Source organism: Aristaeella lactis (assembly GCF_018118585.1).
Lineage (GTDB): Bacteria > Bacillota > Clostridia > Christensenellales > Aristaeellaceae > Aristaeella > Aristaeella lactis.
The window spans coordinates 1,034,278-1,051,237 of the sequence record NZ_CP069421.1; the positions used below are offsets into that span (position 1 = coordinate 1,034,278).

The window sequence follows — 16,960 nt, forward strand, 5'->3', positions numbered from 1 at the left end:
GTTCAATAATTCACATTCGCCTTTAGGCGAATAATTCATTGGCTGCGCCAGCAGCCCCCTGAAGGGAGCCACCCACTTATGGAAACCCTATCTTCCCTCAAAAACCCCAAGGTTCTCTCCTGGCGTTCTCTCCGTGACAAAAAGGGCCGCCTGGAACAGAATGCCTTCCTCGTGGAGGGTGTCCGTATGGTTCGTGAGGCGCTGTCCTCTTCCTTCACGGTAAATGCCGTCCTCCTGCGGGAAGGTTTTGTTCCGGATTTCGTCATCCCGGACTCCATCCGCACGTATCTCCTGCAGGAGCATGTGTTCCAGTCTGTCTGCGACACAAAGACTCCCCAGGGCATTGCCGCTGTCCTGAATCTTCATGCTAAGGAAGCGGCGGGTTCCCGCCTGCTGGCCCTGGACGGCGTCCAGGATCCCGGTAATGTGGGCACCATCATCCGTACCGCGGATGCCGCCGGTTTTGACGGTGTGCTCTTCAGTCCGGAATGTGCTGACCTCTTTTCTCCCAAGGTGCTGCGTTCCACCATGGGCAGCATTTTCCGCCTGGGCTTTTCTTTCCCGAAATCCCTTCCGGATGCGCTCACGCAATTAAAAAAGGACGGTTTTTCCGTCCTGTCTTCCCAGCTGGATGGGGATCCCTTCTATGAGCGGAAGGATATCGGTTCTTCCTTCGTCCTCGTCATCGGCAACGAGGGAAACGGCATCTCCGATGAGGTAAAAGCTGTCGCTACCCATCGTCTGTGCCTGCCCATGCGCGGCGGTGCCGAATCCCTGAACGCCGCCGTCGCGGCGGGGATCATGATGTACGATCTCACCCGTTAACCTTCCAAAAAAGCTTAAACCATCTGTATCGTTCGCCCAACAGGCGAACATATCACTATCGACGAAGTCGAAAATATCATATTTGCCTTTGGCAAATATATCATGTTGACGAAGTCAACATATCATTGCGGGCCTGGACTCAGGCACGCTCTGCTGCCGGGATCATGATGTATGACCTGACCCGCTGACCTTTATCGTCTGGATCCAGTTCCGCTATGATCAGATTCGTAGGTGATATCGCCGGTTTTCCTGCTGTGGGAACCGGCGATTTTCTTTTCCAGTTCTTCATGAAAACTCTTCTGCGGCACCGGCACGGATACCGCCTTGCCAGTCCATCCGGAGTAATGGATCGCGTTGGAAAGTTGCAGTGCCCGCAGTCCGTCTTCCGCGTCCGCGATGAGGGGTGTTCCGTGCAGCAGGTGTCCGGCAAACGCGTTCAGCACACCTACATGCTGCGGGTTCTCCCCGTTTGTTTTTACTTCCTCTTCCTTTGTGTGTCCCCTGTACCAGGGATCATCACTCCTGAAGCACAGTTCCCGCTCGTTCTCATCAAGCCGGGTATACAGTACTTTACCGTCTTCGCAGACGATCTTTCCCTTCTCGCAGTCGATCTCCAGCCTGTTGGTTCCCGGCAGATCTCCTGTGGACGCGATAAATACGCCTGTCGCTCCGTTCATGAACTCCAGGTAGGCTGTCACGTCATCTTCCACTTCAATATGATGCCATTTTCCTTCATGGCAATGGGCATGAACTGTTTTCGGCATCCCGCACAGCCAGATCAGCAGATCGATCTGGTGCGGACACTGATTCAGCAGCACGCCGCCGCCTTCTCCGGCCCACGTAGCACGCCAGGATCCGGAATCATAATATTTCTGTGTCCGGTACCAGTCCGTCACGATCCAGTTTACCCGTTTGATCTCTCCAGGTTCCTTGCTGTCCAGGATCTGTTTGATGGCCCGGTAAAGGCTGTTGGTTCGCTGGTTAAACATCAGGGCCAGGGTTTTGCCGCTGGTTTCCGCCGCCCGGATCATGCGCTTTGCCGCCGCCGCTTCCACAGCGATAGGCTTTTCGCACATCACGTGCATGCCGTTGCTCAGCGCCTGCACGGTCATCTGCTCGTGCAGGTAGTGCGGCACGGCCACCAGCACCGCGTCGCATTGCTGGTCCCGGATCAGCTCCCGCCCGGAATCGTATACCCTGACGCCTGCCGGCAGCTCTTTCCTGGCCCATTCAACCCTCTCCGGCCGAACGTCCGCCACCGCCGCCAGCTCAATCTCCGGGCACTTTCCCGCCAGGATATTCCTGCAGTGCTCTGTACCCATATTCCCGATCCCGATGACCCCTAATCTAACCTTACTTGTACCCATAATCTTATCCATATCATCATATTCGACGCATTCGAATAATTCATTCGGCTGCTTTAGCAGCCACAAATCTTCATATTCGCCGGCAGGCGAATAATTCATATCGGCCATCGGCCGATAATTCATATTGAACAGCGCAGCTGTACAATAATTCATATTTCAAAACAATCCTGTTGTTTTGAAATAATTCATTGAGAATGCGCTCCGGCTCACTTGAGCCGGACCGCATTCTCCTGCGCCTGAAGACTCAGCTCTGCCGCCAGAAACGCGTGCTTCTGTGTCATCGCGTTTTCCGTTCTTTCCAGGCAGTCCAGGATCAGCTTTCCAAAGAACGGATATCCGGTCACACCAACAGCGTTGATATACTTTTCTCCGCTGTCATTGACCACAAACAGGTGTCCTCCTCCGTTCTGTTCGGAAGCTATATTCACATATTTACGGATCTCAATGTATCCCTTCGTGCCCTGGATAAACATTCTTCCGTCTCCCCAGGTACGCAGGCCGTCCGGTGTAAACCAGTCCAGTTTGAAATATCCCGCTGATCCATTCTTGCCTGTCAGCTGCGCGTCTCCGAAATCTTCGAGTTCCGGATACTCCGGATGGGCAAAGTTGGCGATCCGGCTTGCGGTCACCTTTGCTTCCTCTTCTCCTGTGTAATACAGGAACTGCTCAAACTGGTGGCTGCCGATATCGCACAGGATACCGCCGTATTTTTCCCTTTCAAAGAACCAGGCGGGCCGTCCCGGCGCGCCAAGGCGGTGCGGGCCAAAGCCTGTCACGGAGATCACCTTACCGATCTCCCCGCTCTCCGCGATGTATCCCGCCAGGATGGAACCCTCATCATGCAGCCGTTCCGCGTAATACACCATATACTTCTTCCCGGTGTCCTTCACGGCTTTCCGTGCGGATTCCAGCTGTTCCATGGTGGTAAAAGGCGCCTTATCGGTGAAGTAGTCCTTTCCCGCGTTCATGGCCCGCAGTCCCAGGGCACAGCGCTCACTGGTCACAGCGGCTCCGGCGATCATATGAGTTTCCGCGTCTTCCAGGGCTTCTTCCTCGCTGCGGGCAGCCTTTGCCTGCGGAAACGCTTTCAGGAATGCCGCCACCTTTTTCTCATCCGGATCATAGACATATTTCAGTGTGCCGCCCGCTTCTGTAAGGCCGTTGCACATGCCGTAGATATGGCCGTGGTCCAGCCGGACCGCGGAGAACACAAACTCTCCCGGCTTCACAACAGGCTGCGGCTTGCCTTTCGGCGCGTAGGTCATTCCATCTGAGACGTTCATTTACTTTTCCCCTTTCTTGAAGTTCCCAAAGGAGAGTTCACCCTCCAGGTTCTCCACTGAGGCGGTTTTCTGGTAAAAATGCGGCACATTGGCCCGGATTCCCTCCACGGTGTAGAAAGGATCGTCTTTTCCCATCGGCAGGGACACGGTTGTCCGCAGGGATCCGGATTTATAGATGGCGCAGATCAGCTCGATCGTCCGCCGTCCATCCTCGCCGGTGATTGCTGGCTCCCGGTCATTTTCCAGCGCGCTCAGCACGTCCTCCAGCTGCCCCACATGCATCTCATAGGGCACCGGCGGCAGGGCTGCCAGATACGCGTCCGCTTCTTCCTCAAATGCCTTGTCCGGCTCCGCCAGCGGGAATCCGTTGGGCTGCGGCTGGGAGGCATACACACTGTACGGGAAGGCAACCTTTGCCTTCTCGCACTGGAAGATCAGCGCCTGGTCCTCCCCGTGGGAAACCACGGACGCTGTCACCGTGGCCAGTGCTCCAGGATATTCCATCACGGAAACAGAAAGGTCTTCCACCTCGGCGTTATCATGTCCGGTGTTGGCCAGCACGCTGGTCACCTTCTCCGGAGTGCCCATCATCCAGCCCAGCATGTCGATATGGTGCACCGCGTGATTCAGCGTGCATCCGCCGCCTTCTGTCTCCCAGGTTCCGCGCCACCACAGGTCATAGTAGCTGTGTCCCCGGAACCACAGGGAGTTCACCGTCACCTGCCGTACCTTTCCGGCCATGCCGCTGTCCAGCAGCGCCTTCAGGTTTCGGACCGGCAGCCGGAAACGGTTCTGGGCGATGATCGAAAGCTTTTTCCCGCTTTCGTCCCGCGCCTTCAGCATCGCGTCGCATTCCTCGAGCGAAGCGGCCATGGGCTTTTCGCATACCACGTTCTTGCCGCTCCGCAGTGCGTTGATGGATATTTCCGCGTGCACAAACGGCGGTGTGCATACGTCCACCAGGTCAATATCCTTATCCAGGATCTCATGGTGGTCCAGGTATACGTCCGCGTCCAGGCCGTACTGTTCCTTGACACGCTGCGCTTTTCCGGGGATAATATCCACAAGGGCCGCTATCCTGCAGCGGTCAGGAAACTGAAGATATGCCTTGATATGCGCGTGGGAGATTCCGCCTGTACCGATAATCGCTACATTGATCATTTTTGTTACCTCTTATATCATTACACATACTGTCATGCGTTGTTTACAGTATAAATCTGACGATGTTTTGTCCGCTATACGATTCCTGTTCGGGAGTATGCAAATTTGGCAAAACCTGCCTGAGAGGTGAAGTACTTGGAATCCTATGACCAGAATACCCCTTTTATGCCCATGGATCCGGGCGGTCAGGGATACGAGGCCCGTTACCGGTTTAACGAGCACATGCAGGTAACCCAGTACCATTGTCACGACTATTACGAACTGTATATCCATCTGCGCGGCGGTGATTACATGGGCGTGGACAATAAGCTATATATGCTCAAGCCCAACCAGGTCTTCATCCTGCCGCCCTTCTGCATGCACGGCCTGTCCTGCACCCGTGAGATGCATAACTACGAGCGTGCTTTCCTGAATGTTTCCCCTGAGGTCATGCGCAACCTCAGCTGCGGCCAGCTGGACCTGAACCAGTTTCTGCAGGCCCATGCTGCCGGCGGACACTATACCTATCAGCTGTCGGACAAGGACGCCGACCGCTTTGTCCACTGTATCCGCCAGATTGAAACCGCCCAGTCCAATATCAACGACGCGGTGGACCGCTTCCAGGACTATGCCCACATGATCACCCTGGTAAACCTGCTCTGCCAGGTTATCCGCCGTACCATCCCTGTCCGGGCTGAATCAGCGTCCGGCAATGTCATCCAGGACGTGCTCACCTATATCAACAATCACTACACCCAGGACCTGAGCATCACGGATCTGGCACGTCATTTCGGCATCAGTGAATCCTGGCTTGCCCATGAGTTTGTCCGGTTTACCAACCGCAGCGTCTACAACTATATTCTCTATCGCCGTGTCATGCTTTCCCGCCGGCTGATGCTCGGAGAGGACAGCCTTAACACGATCGCCTACCAGTGCGGTTTCAGCGACTATTCAGGTTTTCTTCGTGCTTTTACAAAGATCGCGGGAATCTCTCCCAGTCAATACCGTAAGAATCTCAGTCAGTACCAGCGGCATGAATTGTGATCACGCCCTGGAAAACAGAGGGATGCCGAAGCAATATCGGCATCCCTCCTTTTCATTTGATCACTCAGTCAATGTCCGTCCGGATCACTTTTCAAAGGCGATACCGTAGACTTCCTGAAGCTTTTCGATGCGCTCATCGATGATGTCCTGGCCGCCCATGTTCATGTAGTCTTCCATGTTGCTGTCATACACGGCGTCAAACTCTTCGACGGAAGCGGTCACGGCCTTGGTCAGCAGCTCGTCGCGCTTCGCGGTCAGGCTGGAACCAACGTCAGTTTCGGCTTCGATGGTGCCGACGTTGTAGTGGGCCGGATAACGACCGTTGTTCTTACCGAACTCATTGGCCTGGATGACGATCTCAGCGGGGATGCCGGGATAGCTCAGCGCGGTGGTGGCACCGGTGGCTTCGCCCAGGTACAGGCCGTTGCAGGTCATGGTGTAGTCGATGTTGTTGCCGGAGTTCTTGACCCATTCGCCGGTGGCGGGCAGGATCTGGTAGGCGCCGTCTTCGGTCATGGTGAAGTTCACGCCTTCTTCGCCGGTCTGCAGGAACTTGATGGTTTCAGGGCTGGAGATGAAATCAATGTACAGCAGAGAGGCAACGGGCTCCTTGTTGGTGGAGGGCAGGAAGATCTTCCGGTCGGAACCGACAGCAGCGCCCAAGTACTTACGGGTGATACCGGCGTCATTCTGGAAGCAGTCGATCGGAACGAACATCGCGTTTTCGCCCACATTGCGCTGCAGGTTCAGGTTGATGCAGTCTTCGCCGTTACGGAAAGGATAGTCCCAGTTGTGCATGAAAGCGCCAACATAGCCGGCCTTCATGTTGTCATCTTCAACAGTGCTGTCGGTGTACAGACCGAAGTCTTTCCAGACCAGGCCTTCGTTGTACCACTTGTTCAGCACGCGGATGCCTTCCTTGTAGCCGGGAACCAGCAGGTGACGGTCATCGTAGCCGTACACGAACAAGGTCGCGTCGTCGATGTCTTCAGCAACTTTGCTGATGCTCATCAGGTCATTCCGCCAGCCGATATCGGTGGAGGTGGTATAGGGGATCATCTTGTCAGCGTTCTCGCCCAGCAGCTTGTCCGCGTTGTCACGGAAGGCAACCAGGGCATTGTAGAACTCTTCTTCGGTGGTCGGCAGAGCCAGGCCCAGGGTATCCAGCCAGTCCTTGCGGATGAAGGTGGTGATACGGGAGGTGTCAGCGCGGATGCCTTCGATCATCCACACAGCGCCGGTGGCGGGATCCTTGTCATAGTACAGGTTGTCTTCACCGCCAAGCAGGTTGATCACGTTGCCGATGTAGTCCTTGTACTCTTCGAGGTAGGGAGCCAGGTCGATGACGCCGGGGTTACCGTTTTCATCCTTCATGTTGGCGTAGGAGATGATGGTGTTGGCGCCGTAGGTGTAGCTGATATCGGGAGCCTGCTTGTCAGCCATCAGCTGGGCGATATCATCTGTTTCGGTCCAGCGGCCGACAGACACATATTCGACTTCAACATTGTATTTCTCGAGCATGCCCTTCTTCAGGTACTCGGTCCACACGTTGTTGGTGGGGTCGGTGCCGCCGTCGTTGTTCCGGTTGTAGATTTCCACGGTGATCTTTCGGGTTTCGGTGAACTTGCCGTCCACAAAACCGTCATCCGCCGCGAACGCAGTGCTGATGCCGAGGGAGGCGATCAGCGCCAGAACCAGGACCAGGGAAAGGATACGTTTCATAGGTCTTTTCCTCCTTTTTTTATCTCAAGGGCTTCTGCCCTTAGGAATCCTGTTAATAATCATATTCGATGTAATCGAATAATTCATTTGGCGCTCCGCGCCTAAGTAACTCTCACATTCGGCGGTAGCCGAATATTTCACATTGAACGGCTCGCCGTTCAATATTTCACATCGGCCCTTGGGCCGATATTTCACATTTCAAAGCAACGCTGTTGCTTTGAGATATTTCACTTACCAGCTGCATCCGAAGGGAATCAACCCTTTACAGCACCAATAGTCACTCCCGACACAAAGTATCTCTGCAGCCACGGATATACCAGCAGGATCGGCACCGTTGCGAACATAACCGTCGCCATCTGGATCGTCTTGCTGACACCGTTGGCGTAGAATCCTTCCTGTGCCGCCTGTTCGTTGGTCTGGGTGGAATTCTTGATCACGTTGTACAGCAGCAGCTGGATCGGCCAGTAGGGTTCGGATTCGGACTTCTTCAGGTACATCAGCGCATCGGAGAATCCATTCCAGCGGCCAACGGCGTAGAACAGGCTCAGTGTTGCGATGACCGGCAGGCTCAGCGGCAGGTAAATCTTTACAAGCACCCGGATCGGACCCGCGCCGTCTATTTCCGCCGCCTCTTTCAGGCTGTCCGGCACGCCGTAGAAGAACGACCTCATGATGATCACGTTGAATACGCTGATACAGTTCGGGAAGATCAGCGCGTACGGCGTGTTCAGCATCCCCAGCCGGCTCAGCAGCAGGTAGCTCGGGATCGTACCGGCGCTGAAATACATCGTGAAAAGAATCAGAATGTTGATGAACTTGCCGCCCTTCAGCTCGCTGTAGATCAGCGGATAGGAGGCGCAGATGGTCAGGGTGATGGACAGAAGCGTGCACATCACGGTCAGGATCGCGGTCCAGCCCAGGGAGCGCACGTACTTCGGTGTGGTCAGCACGGTCTTGTAGGCTTCTGTGTTCCATCCTTTCGGAATAATGAACACTTCATTCTTCACCAGCGCGTCCGCGGAGGACAGGCTGCAGGCAAGCACATGCAGCATCGGCAGCAGGCACACGATCATCATTACCAGGCAGATTCCGGCAATGACCAGGTCTCCGGCTTTTCTTCCGCGGCTCTTGATCATACCGTCATGGAGTTTGCGGGAGGAAAAGCCTCTGGTTTCGTTGACAACACTCATCTTTTCTTCCCTCCTTACCAGATTCCGCGCTCGCCGAATTTCTTCGCGAGAGAATTGGACATCAGCAGGAAGATGACGCATACAACGCTCTGGAAGAGGCCAACGGCGGTTGTCAGTGAATACTGCTGTCCGTTGATACCTTTTTCATATACGTAGATCGATATGGTCTTACTGGCTTCCTTCACCAGCGGGTTTTGCAGTGTAAACGGTCTGTCAAATTCAGATCCCAGGATATGGCCCAGGTTCATGATCAGCAGGATGATGATCGTGGACCGGATTCCCGGCAGGGTCACATGCCAGATCTTCTGGAGCCTTGTCGCGCCGTCCACTTCAGCCGCTTCATACAGTTCAGGGTTGATGCCGGTCAGCGCTGCCAGGTAGATGATGGTATTCCATCCGCATTCCTTCCATATACCCAGGACAATATAGGATGCCCTCCAGTGGTTTGCGTCTCCGAAGAATGGAATGCTTGTGCCCAGCAGTTTGTTCACGATACCGTCATTAGTGGCGAACATCCGCAGCGTAATGCTGGAAATAATAACCCAGCTCAGGAAGTGCGGCAGATACAGCACCGTCTGGGTGATCCGCTTATACTTCGGGAAAGCCAGTTCGTTCAGCAGCAGGGCCATGATGATCGGCATCGGCATACCGATGACCAGGTCCAGCAGGTTCAGGAAGATCGTGTTCTTCAGTGCGTTGAGGAAGTCACGGTCCTTAAACGCCTTCATGAACCACTGCATGCCGTTGTTTTTGGCCCATTCAACCTTCCACGGCGGGATCAGGATGTTGTTCTTCTTGAATCCCTGGAGAATGTACGCCATGGGGGTATAGCGGAAAAGAATAAAGAACGCAACCGGAAGAACCAGCAGCAGGTACAGCGTCCAGTATCTCTTCAGGTACGTTTTCAAGGAATATCCCTTGTGCAGGTTCTTCATAGGAGCTTTTGCCTTCTTGCTTACGGCAATATCTGTCAATGGGCTCCCTCCTCTTCATTTCTGACCGTTTCAGGAGAGTTTTCTGTGTTTTTATTTACCCAAATCAACCATATCTTGCAGGCTTATTGTATAGTCAATCCTTGTCCTCATTCTATGTGAAAAATGCTTTCTACTATGCATATCCTGCTTTCATCATTTCTTATTTGTTTTTTCTTTTCTGTACAAATAGGTATATAAAACCCCTTTCCGCATTGCTGCGGAAAGGGGTTAAACCGGGGGTTGGTTTCCCTTTAAAGCAGTTTTTACCTGCTTTGGAAGGGATTATCAGAAGGATTTTACTTCATGGGATAGGAGCCGCGATAGGCACCTTCCTGGTAAGCGGCGCGCTGTTCATCAATGATCTGCTGTCCGCCGTTGTTCAGGATTTCCTGGGTGTACTTTTCCCACACGGCATCAAAGTCAGCTTCAGCACAGGTCACAGCATTCACCAGCAGGTCAGCTTCCTTGGAGATCACGGTGGAGCCATAGTCAACACGGGCTTCGATGGTCTTCGTGAAGGTTACGGGCTGGTAGCCGCCCTCGTTGGAGATCTCCAGGCTGTGGGCCACCGCTTCCTCGTATCCGGGATAAGCATTCGCGGAAGCGGCGTAGTTCAGTTCATCGGAGCCGTAGAAGAAGCCGTTGCAGATCGGGCAGCCGTCCACAGCGTGGATCTTATAGGCGTCTTCAGTGTCGCTGATGTTCTTCAGGTCGGTGGGAATGCCGTTGGCGTCCACCTGCGTGTAGGTATAGCCCTTTTCACCGTTCTGCAGGGCAAACAGGCTTTCCGGTTTCACCATCCAGTTCAGGTACTTGATCGCGGCGATCGCGGCTTCATCGCTGGTGCTTTCCGGAATGAACAGCGCCTGGCCGTTCGCGTTGTAGGTTTCATGGACAATGGGAGAACCTTCGGGACGGAAGGGATCGCAGGCTACCCAGTAAGCGCCGGGCACGTTCTTGGCCAGGTCCTGGGAATACAGGTATTCCTGTCTCCAGGCCACGTCCCAGTTGCCGACCCAGAAGCCGTCATAGCCCTGGACGCGGTTGGCGTCAGTCTGCTCGGAGTTGCTCAGTCCGAAGTAGTCGGAAACCAGTCCTTCATTGAAGAACTTGTTCATCCAGCGAATGGCTTCCTTGGCGCCGGGCAGCAGGTAGTGGAAGTCATGGTAAGCGATCCAGTCTTCCTCTGTCACCTGGGAGTAATCGGTGAAGGCATCCATCTGGTAGATCCATCCGTAGAAGGGATCAGCAGCGTACAGGTCGGAAGAATAAGGGATCGTCTGATCACCGCCCAGGTTCTGTTCCTTCGCCGCCTTCAGGTAGGCGTACAGCTGTTCCACGTTGGTGGGAACTTCCATGTTCAGTTTCTCCAGCCAGTCGCCGCGGATGTATTCTGATTGGGTAGCCACGATGATCCGGCGGGCCGGGATGTAATACTGGAGCTTGCCGCGTCCGTCGTTCGCGTCAAACTGGCCGTACTGCAGCACTTCGTCTCCCAGGAAGGGAGCGATGTCCGGGCCGTATTCCGCCATCAGCTCATCCAGGGGCTTGATGCCGCCGTCGGTGATGTAGGATTCCAGGTTCGCGGTGCCGTAGGTCATGCACAGGTCGGGAGCTTCGTTACCGGCCAGGTAGCGGCTGATGATTTCGCCCTCTTCCCAGCGGGACACGGGAACCCACACAACCTTGATGTGGTTCGGGTCACCAAAGTTTTCCTGGATGTAGTGGAGCTGCCAGCAGTCTTCCACGTTGAATCCGGCAGTGGAACGGTCATACATTTCCACCCGCAGGGTTACCCAGTCGTCTTCAGCAGCCGCCATCGCCGGGATCAGCCCCAGCATCAGGCTCAGCGCCAGTACCATAGCCAACAGTTTCTTCATGTTCTTTTCCTCCTTATTTCAAGCGGGTCTATTGTTCTCTCCCCGCCTGTTTACATATATCAATATTCGCCGTAGGCGAATAATTCATATTGAAAGGCTTGCCTTTCAATAATTCATATCGGCCTTAGCCGATAATTCATATTCGACGCAGTCGAATAATTCATTCGCTGGGAGCAGTTAAAGGATTCATCCTTTAACTGCTCCCAGCGTCACTCCCGCCACAAAGTACCTCTGCACAAACGGGTACACCACCAATATCGGCACCGTGGCAAAGATGATCGTCGCTGACTCGATGGACGCGGAGATTGACGATGCCAGATCGTTGCTGCTTCCCTCCTGCACGGACACTTCCACCGCCTGTCCGCCCTTGATCAGGTTGTACAATTTCAGCTGCAGAGGCTGCAAGTCCCGGGAGTTGATGTAGTACAGGGCATCGGAGAAACTGTTCCACTTTCCTACCGCGTAGAACAGTGACAGCGTCGCGATGGACGAGAAGCTCAGGGGCAGGTAGATCTTCAGCAGGATCTGGAAGTCATTCGCTCCGTCAATATAGGCCGCTTCGTTCAGCTCATACGGCAGGCCTTCAAAGAAGTTTTTCAGGATGATGATGTTGAATGTGGAGATCAGTCCGGGGAAGATCAGGCTCCACTGGGTATTGATCATTCCCAGTTCCTTCACGTTCAGGTAGATCGGAATCGTTCCGCCGGAGAAATACATCGTGAAAACGATGAAGAACATGAAGAATTTTCTGCCCTTCAGCCGTTTCATGGTCATCGGGAAAGCGTACAGGATGGTCATGACCATCGCCAGCAGCGTGTAGATCACCGTGATCTTAACCGTATATCCCAGGCTGTGGAACATGGATGGATCGTTGATGATGACCTCATAGGCTCTGGTGCTGAATTCCACCGGCCAGAAAGATACGTCTCCCCGCAGGATGGCAGACTTGGAGGAAAGGGAAATTGCGATCACGTTGATAAACGGCAGCGTGCACACCAGTACGAACACCAGGATCAGGATATTCAGGATGATCTGGCCTGTTTTGTGTTCTTTTTTCTTACTTTTCACCGCGATGGCGGAAGTCGGATAACTCATCTCATTCTCCTCCTTCCTTACCAGATACCCTGTTCGTCAAATGCCCGGGAAATGGTATTGGCCACCGTCACCAGGATCATGCCGATCACGGACTGGAACAGGCCCACAGCTGTCGCCCGGTCAAACTTGGTGTTCACAATACCAACGCGGTAAACGAACGTGGAGATCACGTCGCAGTAGTCTTTCACGATGGTGTTTCCGATAATATAGGGCCGGTCAAATCCGATGCTCATCATCCGGCCGATGTTCAGGATCAGCAGGATAATGATCGTACTCCGGATGCCCGGCAGGGTCACATGCCAGATCTGCTGCAGCTTGTTGGCACCGTCGATCTGTGCCGCCTCAAACAGGTTCATGTCCAGACCCGTAATGGCTGCCAGGTACAGGATGGTTCCCCATCCCATGTTCTGCCATACGCCAACAAGCACATAGGTGAACTGCCACCAGTTGCCCTGGGTCAGGAACGGCACATTCTTGTCTACCAGGCCGCTCTTGAGCAGCGAAGCGTTGATCACGCCCGTGGTTGGGGCGAAGATCTTCAGCACCATGCCGCCGATGATAACCCAGCTCAGGAAGTGCGGCAGGTAAAGCATGGTCTGGGAAAACTTCTTCAGCCGCTTAGCCCGCATCTCATTGAGCATAATGGCCAGGATGATCGGCATCGGGAATCCAAACACCAGGTCCATGAAGTTCAGCAGCAGCGTGTTCCCCAGCGCGATGCCGAAGTCCCGCATGCCGAATACGAATTTGAAGTTATCCAGTCCGACAAACTTGCTGCCGGTAATGCCCTTGAAAATGCTGTATTTCTGGAAAGCGATGATTACACCGCCCATGGGTTTGTAGCAGAAAATGATATACCAGATAAACGGAATTGCCAGCATGGCATACAGCCGCCAGTCTCTTTTAAGCTGTATCTTCAGTTTGGATTTCCGCCTTTGTGTCTTCATGTTCTCTTTGCCCTCAACGATGCTGGATTTTCGGTTTTCCCGTTTCTTAAGCATAATGATAGTGAGCGCAATTTGTTTTCGCCATGCAATACAGGCTTGAGTTTATGCGATTCTGGCAATATAATATGTACGACTATAAAAATACTGCCGGAGGAAAACATGAGCTATTCCCAGCAGGTATCCAACTTCGGTTATTGTTCCATGAGCCATGGACGCAGTGATTATGAAGGCTTCTACGGTATCTCCTTCAATCGTCAGCACTACGGTTTCCACTGTCATGATTTTTATGAGATCTATCTCCATATCAGCGGTGCCCGCCAGTTTGGCGTAGACAACGAAGTCTATATGCTCAAGCCGGATCAGCTCATCATCGTTCCTCCGTTCCACATGCACGGCCTCATGTGTGAGCAGACCCTTCCCCGCTATGAACGGGCTTACCTCTATTGCTCCACGGATTTCCTGGCCACTGTCGGCTGCGGCCAGATTGACCTGATCCAGTTCCTCTCCGAGCGCACAAAGGGTCAGGGCTGCCTCATCTATTCCCTGAAACGCGAGATTGCGGATGAATGCATGAACTACATGTCCACCGTCATGAAAAACGGTGAGAATAATGCTCCTGTGGACCGTTTCCGGGATCTCACCTATATCCTTCCCCTGTTTCGCATCATCCTGGATACCCTGCGCGGTTCCTCTCCCCAGCTTCCCGCTGTCACGGCGAACCCGATGATGCATCAGGTCCTTGTCTATATCAATGAGCACTATATGGAGCCTCTGACCCTGGAAAGCCTTTCCGAAACCTTCGGCATCAGTGTCTCCACCCTGTCCCATGAGTTCATGCGCTATATCCATCACAGCGTCTATAACTATATCCTTTACCGCCGCGTCATCCTGGCCAAGCAGAAGCTCTTTGAGCCCCTGACGCTCAGTGAGATCTCCTATCTCTGCGGCTTCGGCGATTATTCCAATTTCCTTCGTTCCTTCAAAAAACTCACCGGCGTTTCCCCCAGTGAGTATCGTGCCCAGGTCCGACTCCACCAAAAACGCGGCGACAAAACCTGATCCATTCCTATGAATACTAAAAGCCCGTTGATACGCATCAACGGGCTTCTTTTCTTAATTACCTTATCCGCATTAGACTATAGTCTGTTTCCACGCTGAATATAGCGTAAAAGTCTATAACACTGCGCAAAGCGCAATATCATTCACCGAAGGTGAATATCATTGCGAAGCAATATCACTCGGCGTAAGCCGAATATCATTGAAAAAACCGTTGATTTTCATCAACGGTTTTTTCTTGGCAGGGGCAGAAGGATTCGACTTTTCTGCGGAAAAGCCGTTCGCCGTTCTGACAGCCCACCGGGCTGTCATTCATTACGGCTCTGTTCGAATCCTTTATTTCATTTTGCCTGCGAAAAAACCTCCACAAGATGTGGAGGTTTTCTCTTGGCAGGGGCAGAAGGATTCGAACCCTCAACAAAGGTTTTGGAGACCCACGTGTTACCATTACACCATGCCCCTATTGCATTCGCAACAGTGGCATTATATGAAAATTCTGCCCCTTTTGTCAAGGTTTATTTTTCCCATAATCTCTGTTTCTTCCACTTCTTGTTGCACCTTTTTGTATTCTTCCTGTATACTCATAAAGAGGTGATATTATGCAGGAGAATAAACTGTTGGATTTATCGATGAATTTCTCTGTTTCTATTCTGCAGCTAACCGGAAAAATAAAAGGTCATTCATCTCTTGTTAATCAGCTGGAAAGATCCGCCACATCTGTAGGCGCAAATATACATGAATCCTGCTATGCTCAAAGCAAGCCTGATTTTATTTCCAAGCTTCAGATTGCGCTAAAGGAATGCCACGAAACAAAATACTGGCTGGAGTTGTTTTCCAGAGCCTCATTATGCGATAACGATTCAATCCAGAGGCTTCGCAATGAATGTGATACGATACGGCGTATCCTTGTTTCATCTATAAATACCGCTAAAGGAAACAAATAATTGGTTGATCAATCTTTGGATCAACCAATTAAAAAAGTAACTTACATATTCGGCGGCAGCCGAATAATTCATATCCTGCGTAAGCAGGATAATTCATATTGAGGGGCAATACTTTCATGTATTGTCCCTCAATAATTCATATAGGAGAAGCACTTTTGTGCTTCTCCTATAATTCATTCACGATAAGCGGTTATTTACCGCTTATCGTGACTCCATCAAACGCCACATACGGCACACTGACTTCCCCGTCAACAAGCCTGTCACTGCTAATATCAACAATATTCTGCAGCATTTCCGGTACGCATCCGCTGATCATTGTTTCCGTCAGTGCGTATGCGATCTTTCCGTTCTCAATATAGAAACTGTTCTTCGCCACACCGGAGAATTCTCCGCTCGACGCGGGTTGTCCGCCCGAGAACCGCATCACAAGAATTCCCTTATCGATACCGGCAATGATCTCTTCCAGCGTCTTTTCGCCGGCCTTGATCCGGATATTGCTTCCATCATTTCCGGACCGTGTTCTGCCGGTCTTGTTGGCGCCGTACTGGCTCAGGCAGAAGCTGTTCAGCTTGCCGTCTTTGATCAGGTCAAAGTTCTCGGTCGGGTATCCTTCTCCGGTATGCCGCTCGCGCACGACAACATCATCGCTGTAGGGTTCAAAGCTGATGGTCAGACGGGGATCCGCAACCTGTTCGCCCAGCTTGTCCTTCCAGATGCTGGTGCCGTCGATCAGGCACATATCGCTCACGAAATTGCTCATAATGGTGCTGAGCACAACTCCGGACAGCGCGTACGGGGCCATGACCACCGTTCCGGTGAACTTGCCTTCCAGCGCTTTGGGATCCAGCTGCTGTTCGATGCTCGCCAGGTCCCGTTCGATCAGTCCGGTTTCGATCACTGGCTTGTCCAGGTCTTTCAGCGTCACGCCGCTGCCGAAGAAGGATGTTCCCTTCTCGCCTTCGTGGGCGGAATACATCAGGTCAAAGTGATAGTTACCGGATTTGGACCGGTAGATCACGTTGTTGCTGGTCATGTACACGATCTTCCAGCTGGTATGCACCGTGATCATCTGTTCCATGATGATCGTGGGATGTTTTACCTTGATCGTCTCCAGCAGTTCCTTCGTCCGCTCAAACAGCTTATCCGTATCGCATTCCGGCGCGCCTTCGGTATATTCCGTTTCCACCGGCTTGTCTTCAAACTGCCAGGCAGCGTCCGGCTGTCCGCTTTCCGCGGCAGCAATGGCGTCCTTCACGGCATTCTTTACGGCTTCGCTGTCAAACCGGTTGATCGACACTGTACCCTTCCGCTGGTCCTTCATCACGGTAATGACCACGGTACGGTTAAACAGGGTCCGCATCAGGGAGAAACGGCCGCCGTCCACGTTGAATTCTTTTTTCTCTTCTTCTATAACGCTGCTCTGGGCGTAGTCCGCGCCCTGCGTTTTCGCTTCGGCCAGGATCTCCTGCGCCAGTTTATTCAGTTTATCCATC

14 protein-coding genes and 1 tRNA gene are annotated in these 16,960 nt (G+C 52.9%); 4 read left to right on the forward strand and 11 right to left on the reverse strand.

Annotation, left to right across the window (positions count from 1 at the left end):
- Positions 1 to 78 precede the first annotated feature (78 nt).
- Entirely contained in the window at positions 79 to 825 is a 747-nt protein-coding gene (locus tag JYE50_RS04955; RefSeq protein WP_084094767.1) for a TrmH family RNA methyltransferase, read from the forward strand.
- Between the two features lie 191 nt (positions 826 to 1,016).
- Here JYE50_RS04955 and JYE50_RS04960 read toward each other — a convergent pair whose 3' ends face one another.
- From JYE50_RS04960 to JYE50_RS04970, 3 genes are all read right to left on the reverse strand, one after another.
- Positions 1,017 to 2,204: a Gfo/Idh/MocA family protein gene (locus tag JYE50_RS04960; RefSeq protein WP_283399149.1), complete on the reverse strand. Its 1,188-nt coding sequence runs from the start codon at positions 2,202 to 2,204 to the stop codon at positions 1,017 to 1,019.
- 194 nt (positions 2,205 to 2,398) lie between these two features.
- Complete coding sequence (locus JYE50_RS04965) at positions 2,399 to 3,475, reverse strand: Gfo/Idh/MocA family protein (RefSeq protein WP_084094768.1); 1,077 nt, start codon at positions 3,473 to 3,475, stop codon at positions 2,399 to 2,401.
- Positions 3,476 to 4,636 (reverse strand): Gfo/Idh/MocA family protein, encoded by a 1,161-nt coding sequence (locus JYE50_RS04970; protein ID WP_084094769.1) that lies wholly within the window; start codon positions 4,634 to 4,636, stop codon positions 3,476 to 3,478. It lies immediately after the preceding gene.
- A gap of 135 nt (positions 4,637 to 4,771) precedes the next feature.
- Between JYE50_RS04970 and JYE50_RS04975 the strand changes: the two genes are divergently transcribed.
- Complete coding sequence (locus JYE50_RS04975) at positions 4,772 to 5,659, forward strand: AraC family transcriptional regulator (protein ID WP_084094770.1); 888 nt, start codon at positions 4,772 to 4,774, stop codon at positions 5,657 to 5,659.
- Positions 5,660 to 5,743: 84 nt separating this feature from the next.
- On the opposite strand, the gene JYE50_RS04980 is transcribed toward JYE50_RS04975, so the two are convergent.
- The 6 genes from JYE50_RS04980 to JYE50_RS05005 all read right to left on the reverse strand — a co-directional run bounded on the left by JYE50_RS04980 (position 5,744) and on the right by JYE50_RS05005 (position 13,467).
- Positions 5,744 to 7,381 carry a type 2 periplasmic-binding domain-containing protein gene (locus JYE50_RS04980; RefSeq protein ID WP_084094771.1) on the reverse strand — a complete coding sequence of 546 codons (1,638 nt, stop codon included), beginning with the start codon at positions 7,379 to 7,381 and terminating at the stop codon, positions 5,744 to 5,746.
- Positions 7,382 to 7,635: 254 nt separating this feature from the next.
- Positions 7,636 to 8,571 (reverse strand): carbohydrate ABC transporter permease, encoded by a 936-nt coding sequence (locus tag JYE50_RS04985; protein ID WP_283399150.1) that lies wholly within the window; start codon positions 8,569 to 8,571, stop codon positions 7,636 to 7,638.
- Between the two features lie 14 nt (positions 8,572 to 8,585).
- A complete protein-coding gene (locus JYE50_RS04990; RefSeq protein ID WP_283399151.1) occupies positions 8,586 to 9,545 on the reverse strand; it encodes an ABC transporter permease in 960 nt (319 codons plus the stop codon).
- 296 nt (positions 9,546 to 9,841) lie between these two features.
- The gene (locus JYE50_RS04995) at positions 9,842 to 11,425 is read right to left on the reverse strand and encodes a type 2 periplasmic-binding domain-containing protein (RefSeq protein ID WP_084094772.1); all 1,584 of its coding nucleotides are present in this window, start codon (positions 11,423 to 11,425) and stop codon (positions 9,842 to 9,844) included.
- Positions 11,426 to 11,611: 186 nt separating this feature from the next.
- Positions 11,612 to 12,520, reverse strand: a complete 909-nt coding sequence (locus JYE50_RS05000; RefSeq protein WP_084094773.1) for a carbohydrate ABC transporter permease — start codon at positions 12,518 to 12,520, stop codon at positions 11,612 to 11,614.
- Positions 12,521 to 12,537: 17 nt separating this feature from the next.
- The gene (locus JYE50_RS05005; protein WP_143763513.1) at positions 12,538 to 13,467 is read right to left on the reverse strand and encodes an ABC transporter permease; all 930 of its coding nucleotides are present in this window, start codon (positions 13,465 to 13,467) and stop codon (positions 12,538 to 12,540) included.
- A 159-nt stretch (positions 13,468 to 13,626) separates the two neighbouring features.
- Here JYE50_RS05005 and JYE50_RS05010 point away from each other — a divergent pair, with 159 nt between their 5' ends.
- Entirely contained in the window at positions 13,627 to 14,526 is a 900-nt protein-coding gene (locus JYE50_RS05010) for a helix-turn-helix domain-containing protein (RefSeq protein ID WP_084094775.1), read from the forward strand.
- Between the two features lie 385 nt (positions 14,527 to 14,911).
- Here JYE50_RS05010 and JYE50_RS05015 read toward each other — a convergent pair.
- Positions 14,912 to 14,985: transfer RNA gene (locus JYE50_RS05015), tRNA-Trp, on the reverse strand.
- Between the two features lie 137 nt (positions 14,986 to 15,122).
- Here JYE50_RS05015 and JYE50_RS05020 point away from each other — a divergent pair.
- A complete protein-coding gene (locus JYE50_RS05020) occupies positions 15,123 to 15,467 on the forward strand; it encodes a four helix bundle protein (protein ID WP_084094776.1) in 345 nt (114 codons plus the stop codon).
- A gap of 190 nt (positions 15,468 to 15,657) precedes the next feature.
- Here JYE50_RS05020 and JYE50_RS05025 read toward each other — a convergent pair whose 3' ends face one another.
- Positions 15,658 to 16,959 (reverse strand): TldD/PmbA family protein, encoded by a 1,302-nt coding sequence (locus JYE50_RS05025; RefSeq protein ID WP_084094777.1) that lies wholly within the window; start codon positions 16,957 to 16,959, stop codon positions 15,658 to 15,660.
- Position 16,960: the final 1 nt, after the last annotated feature.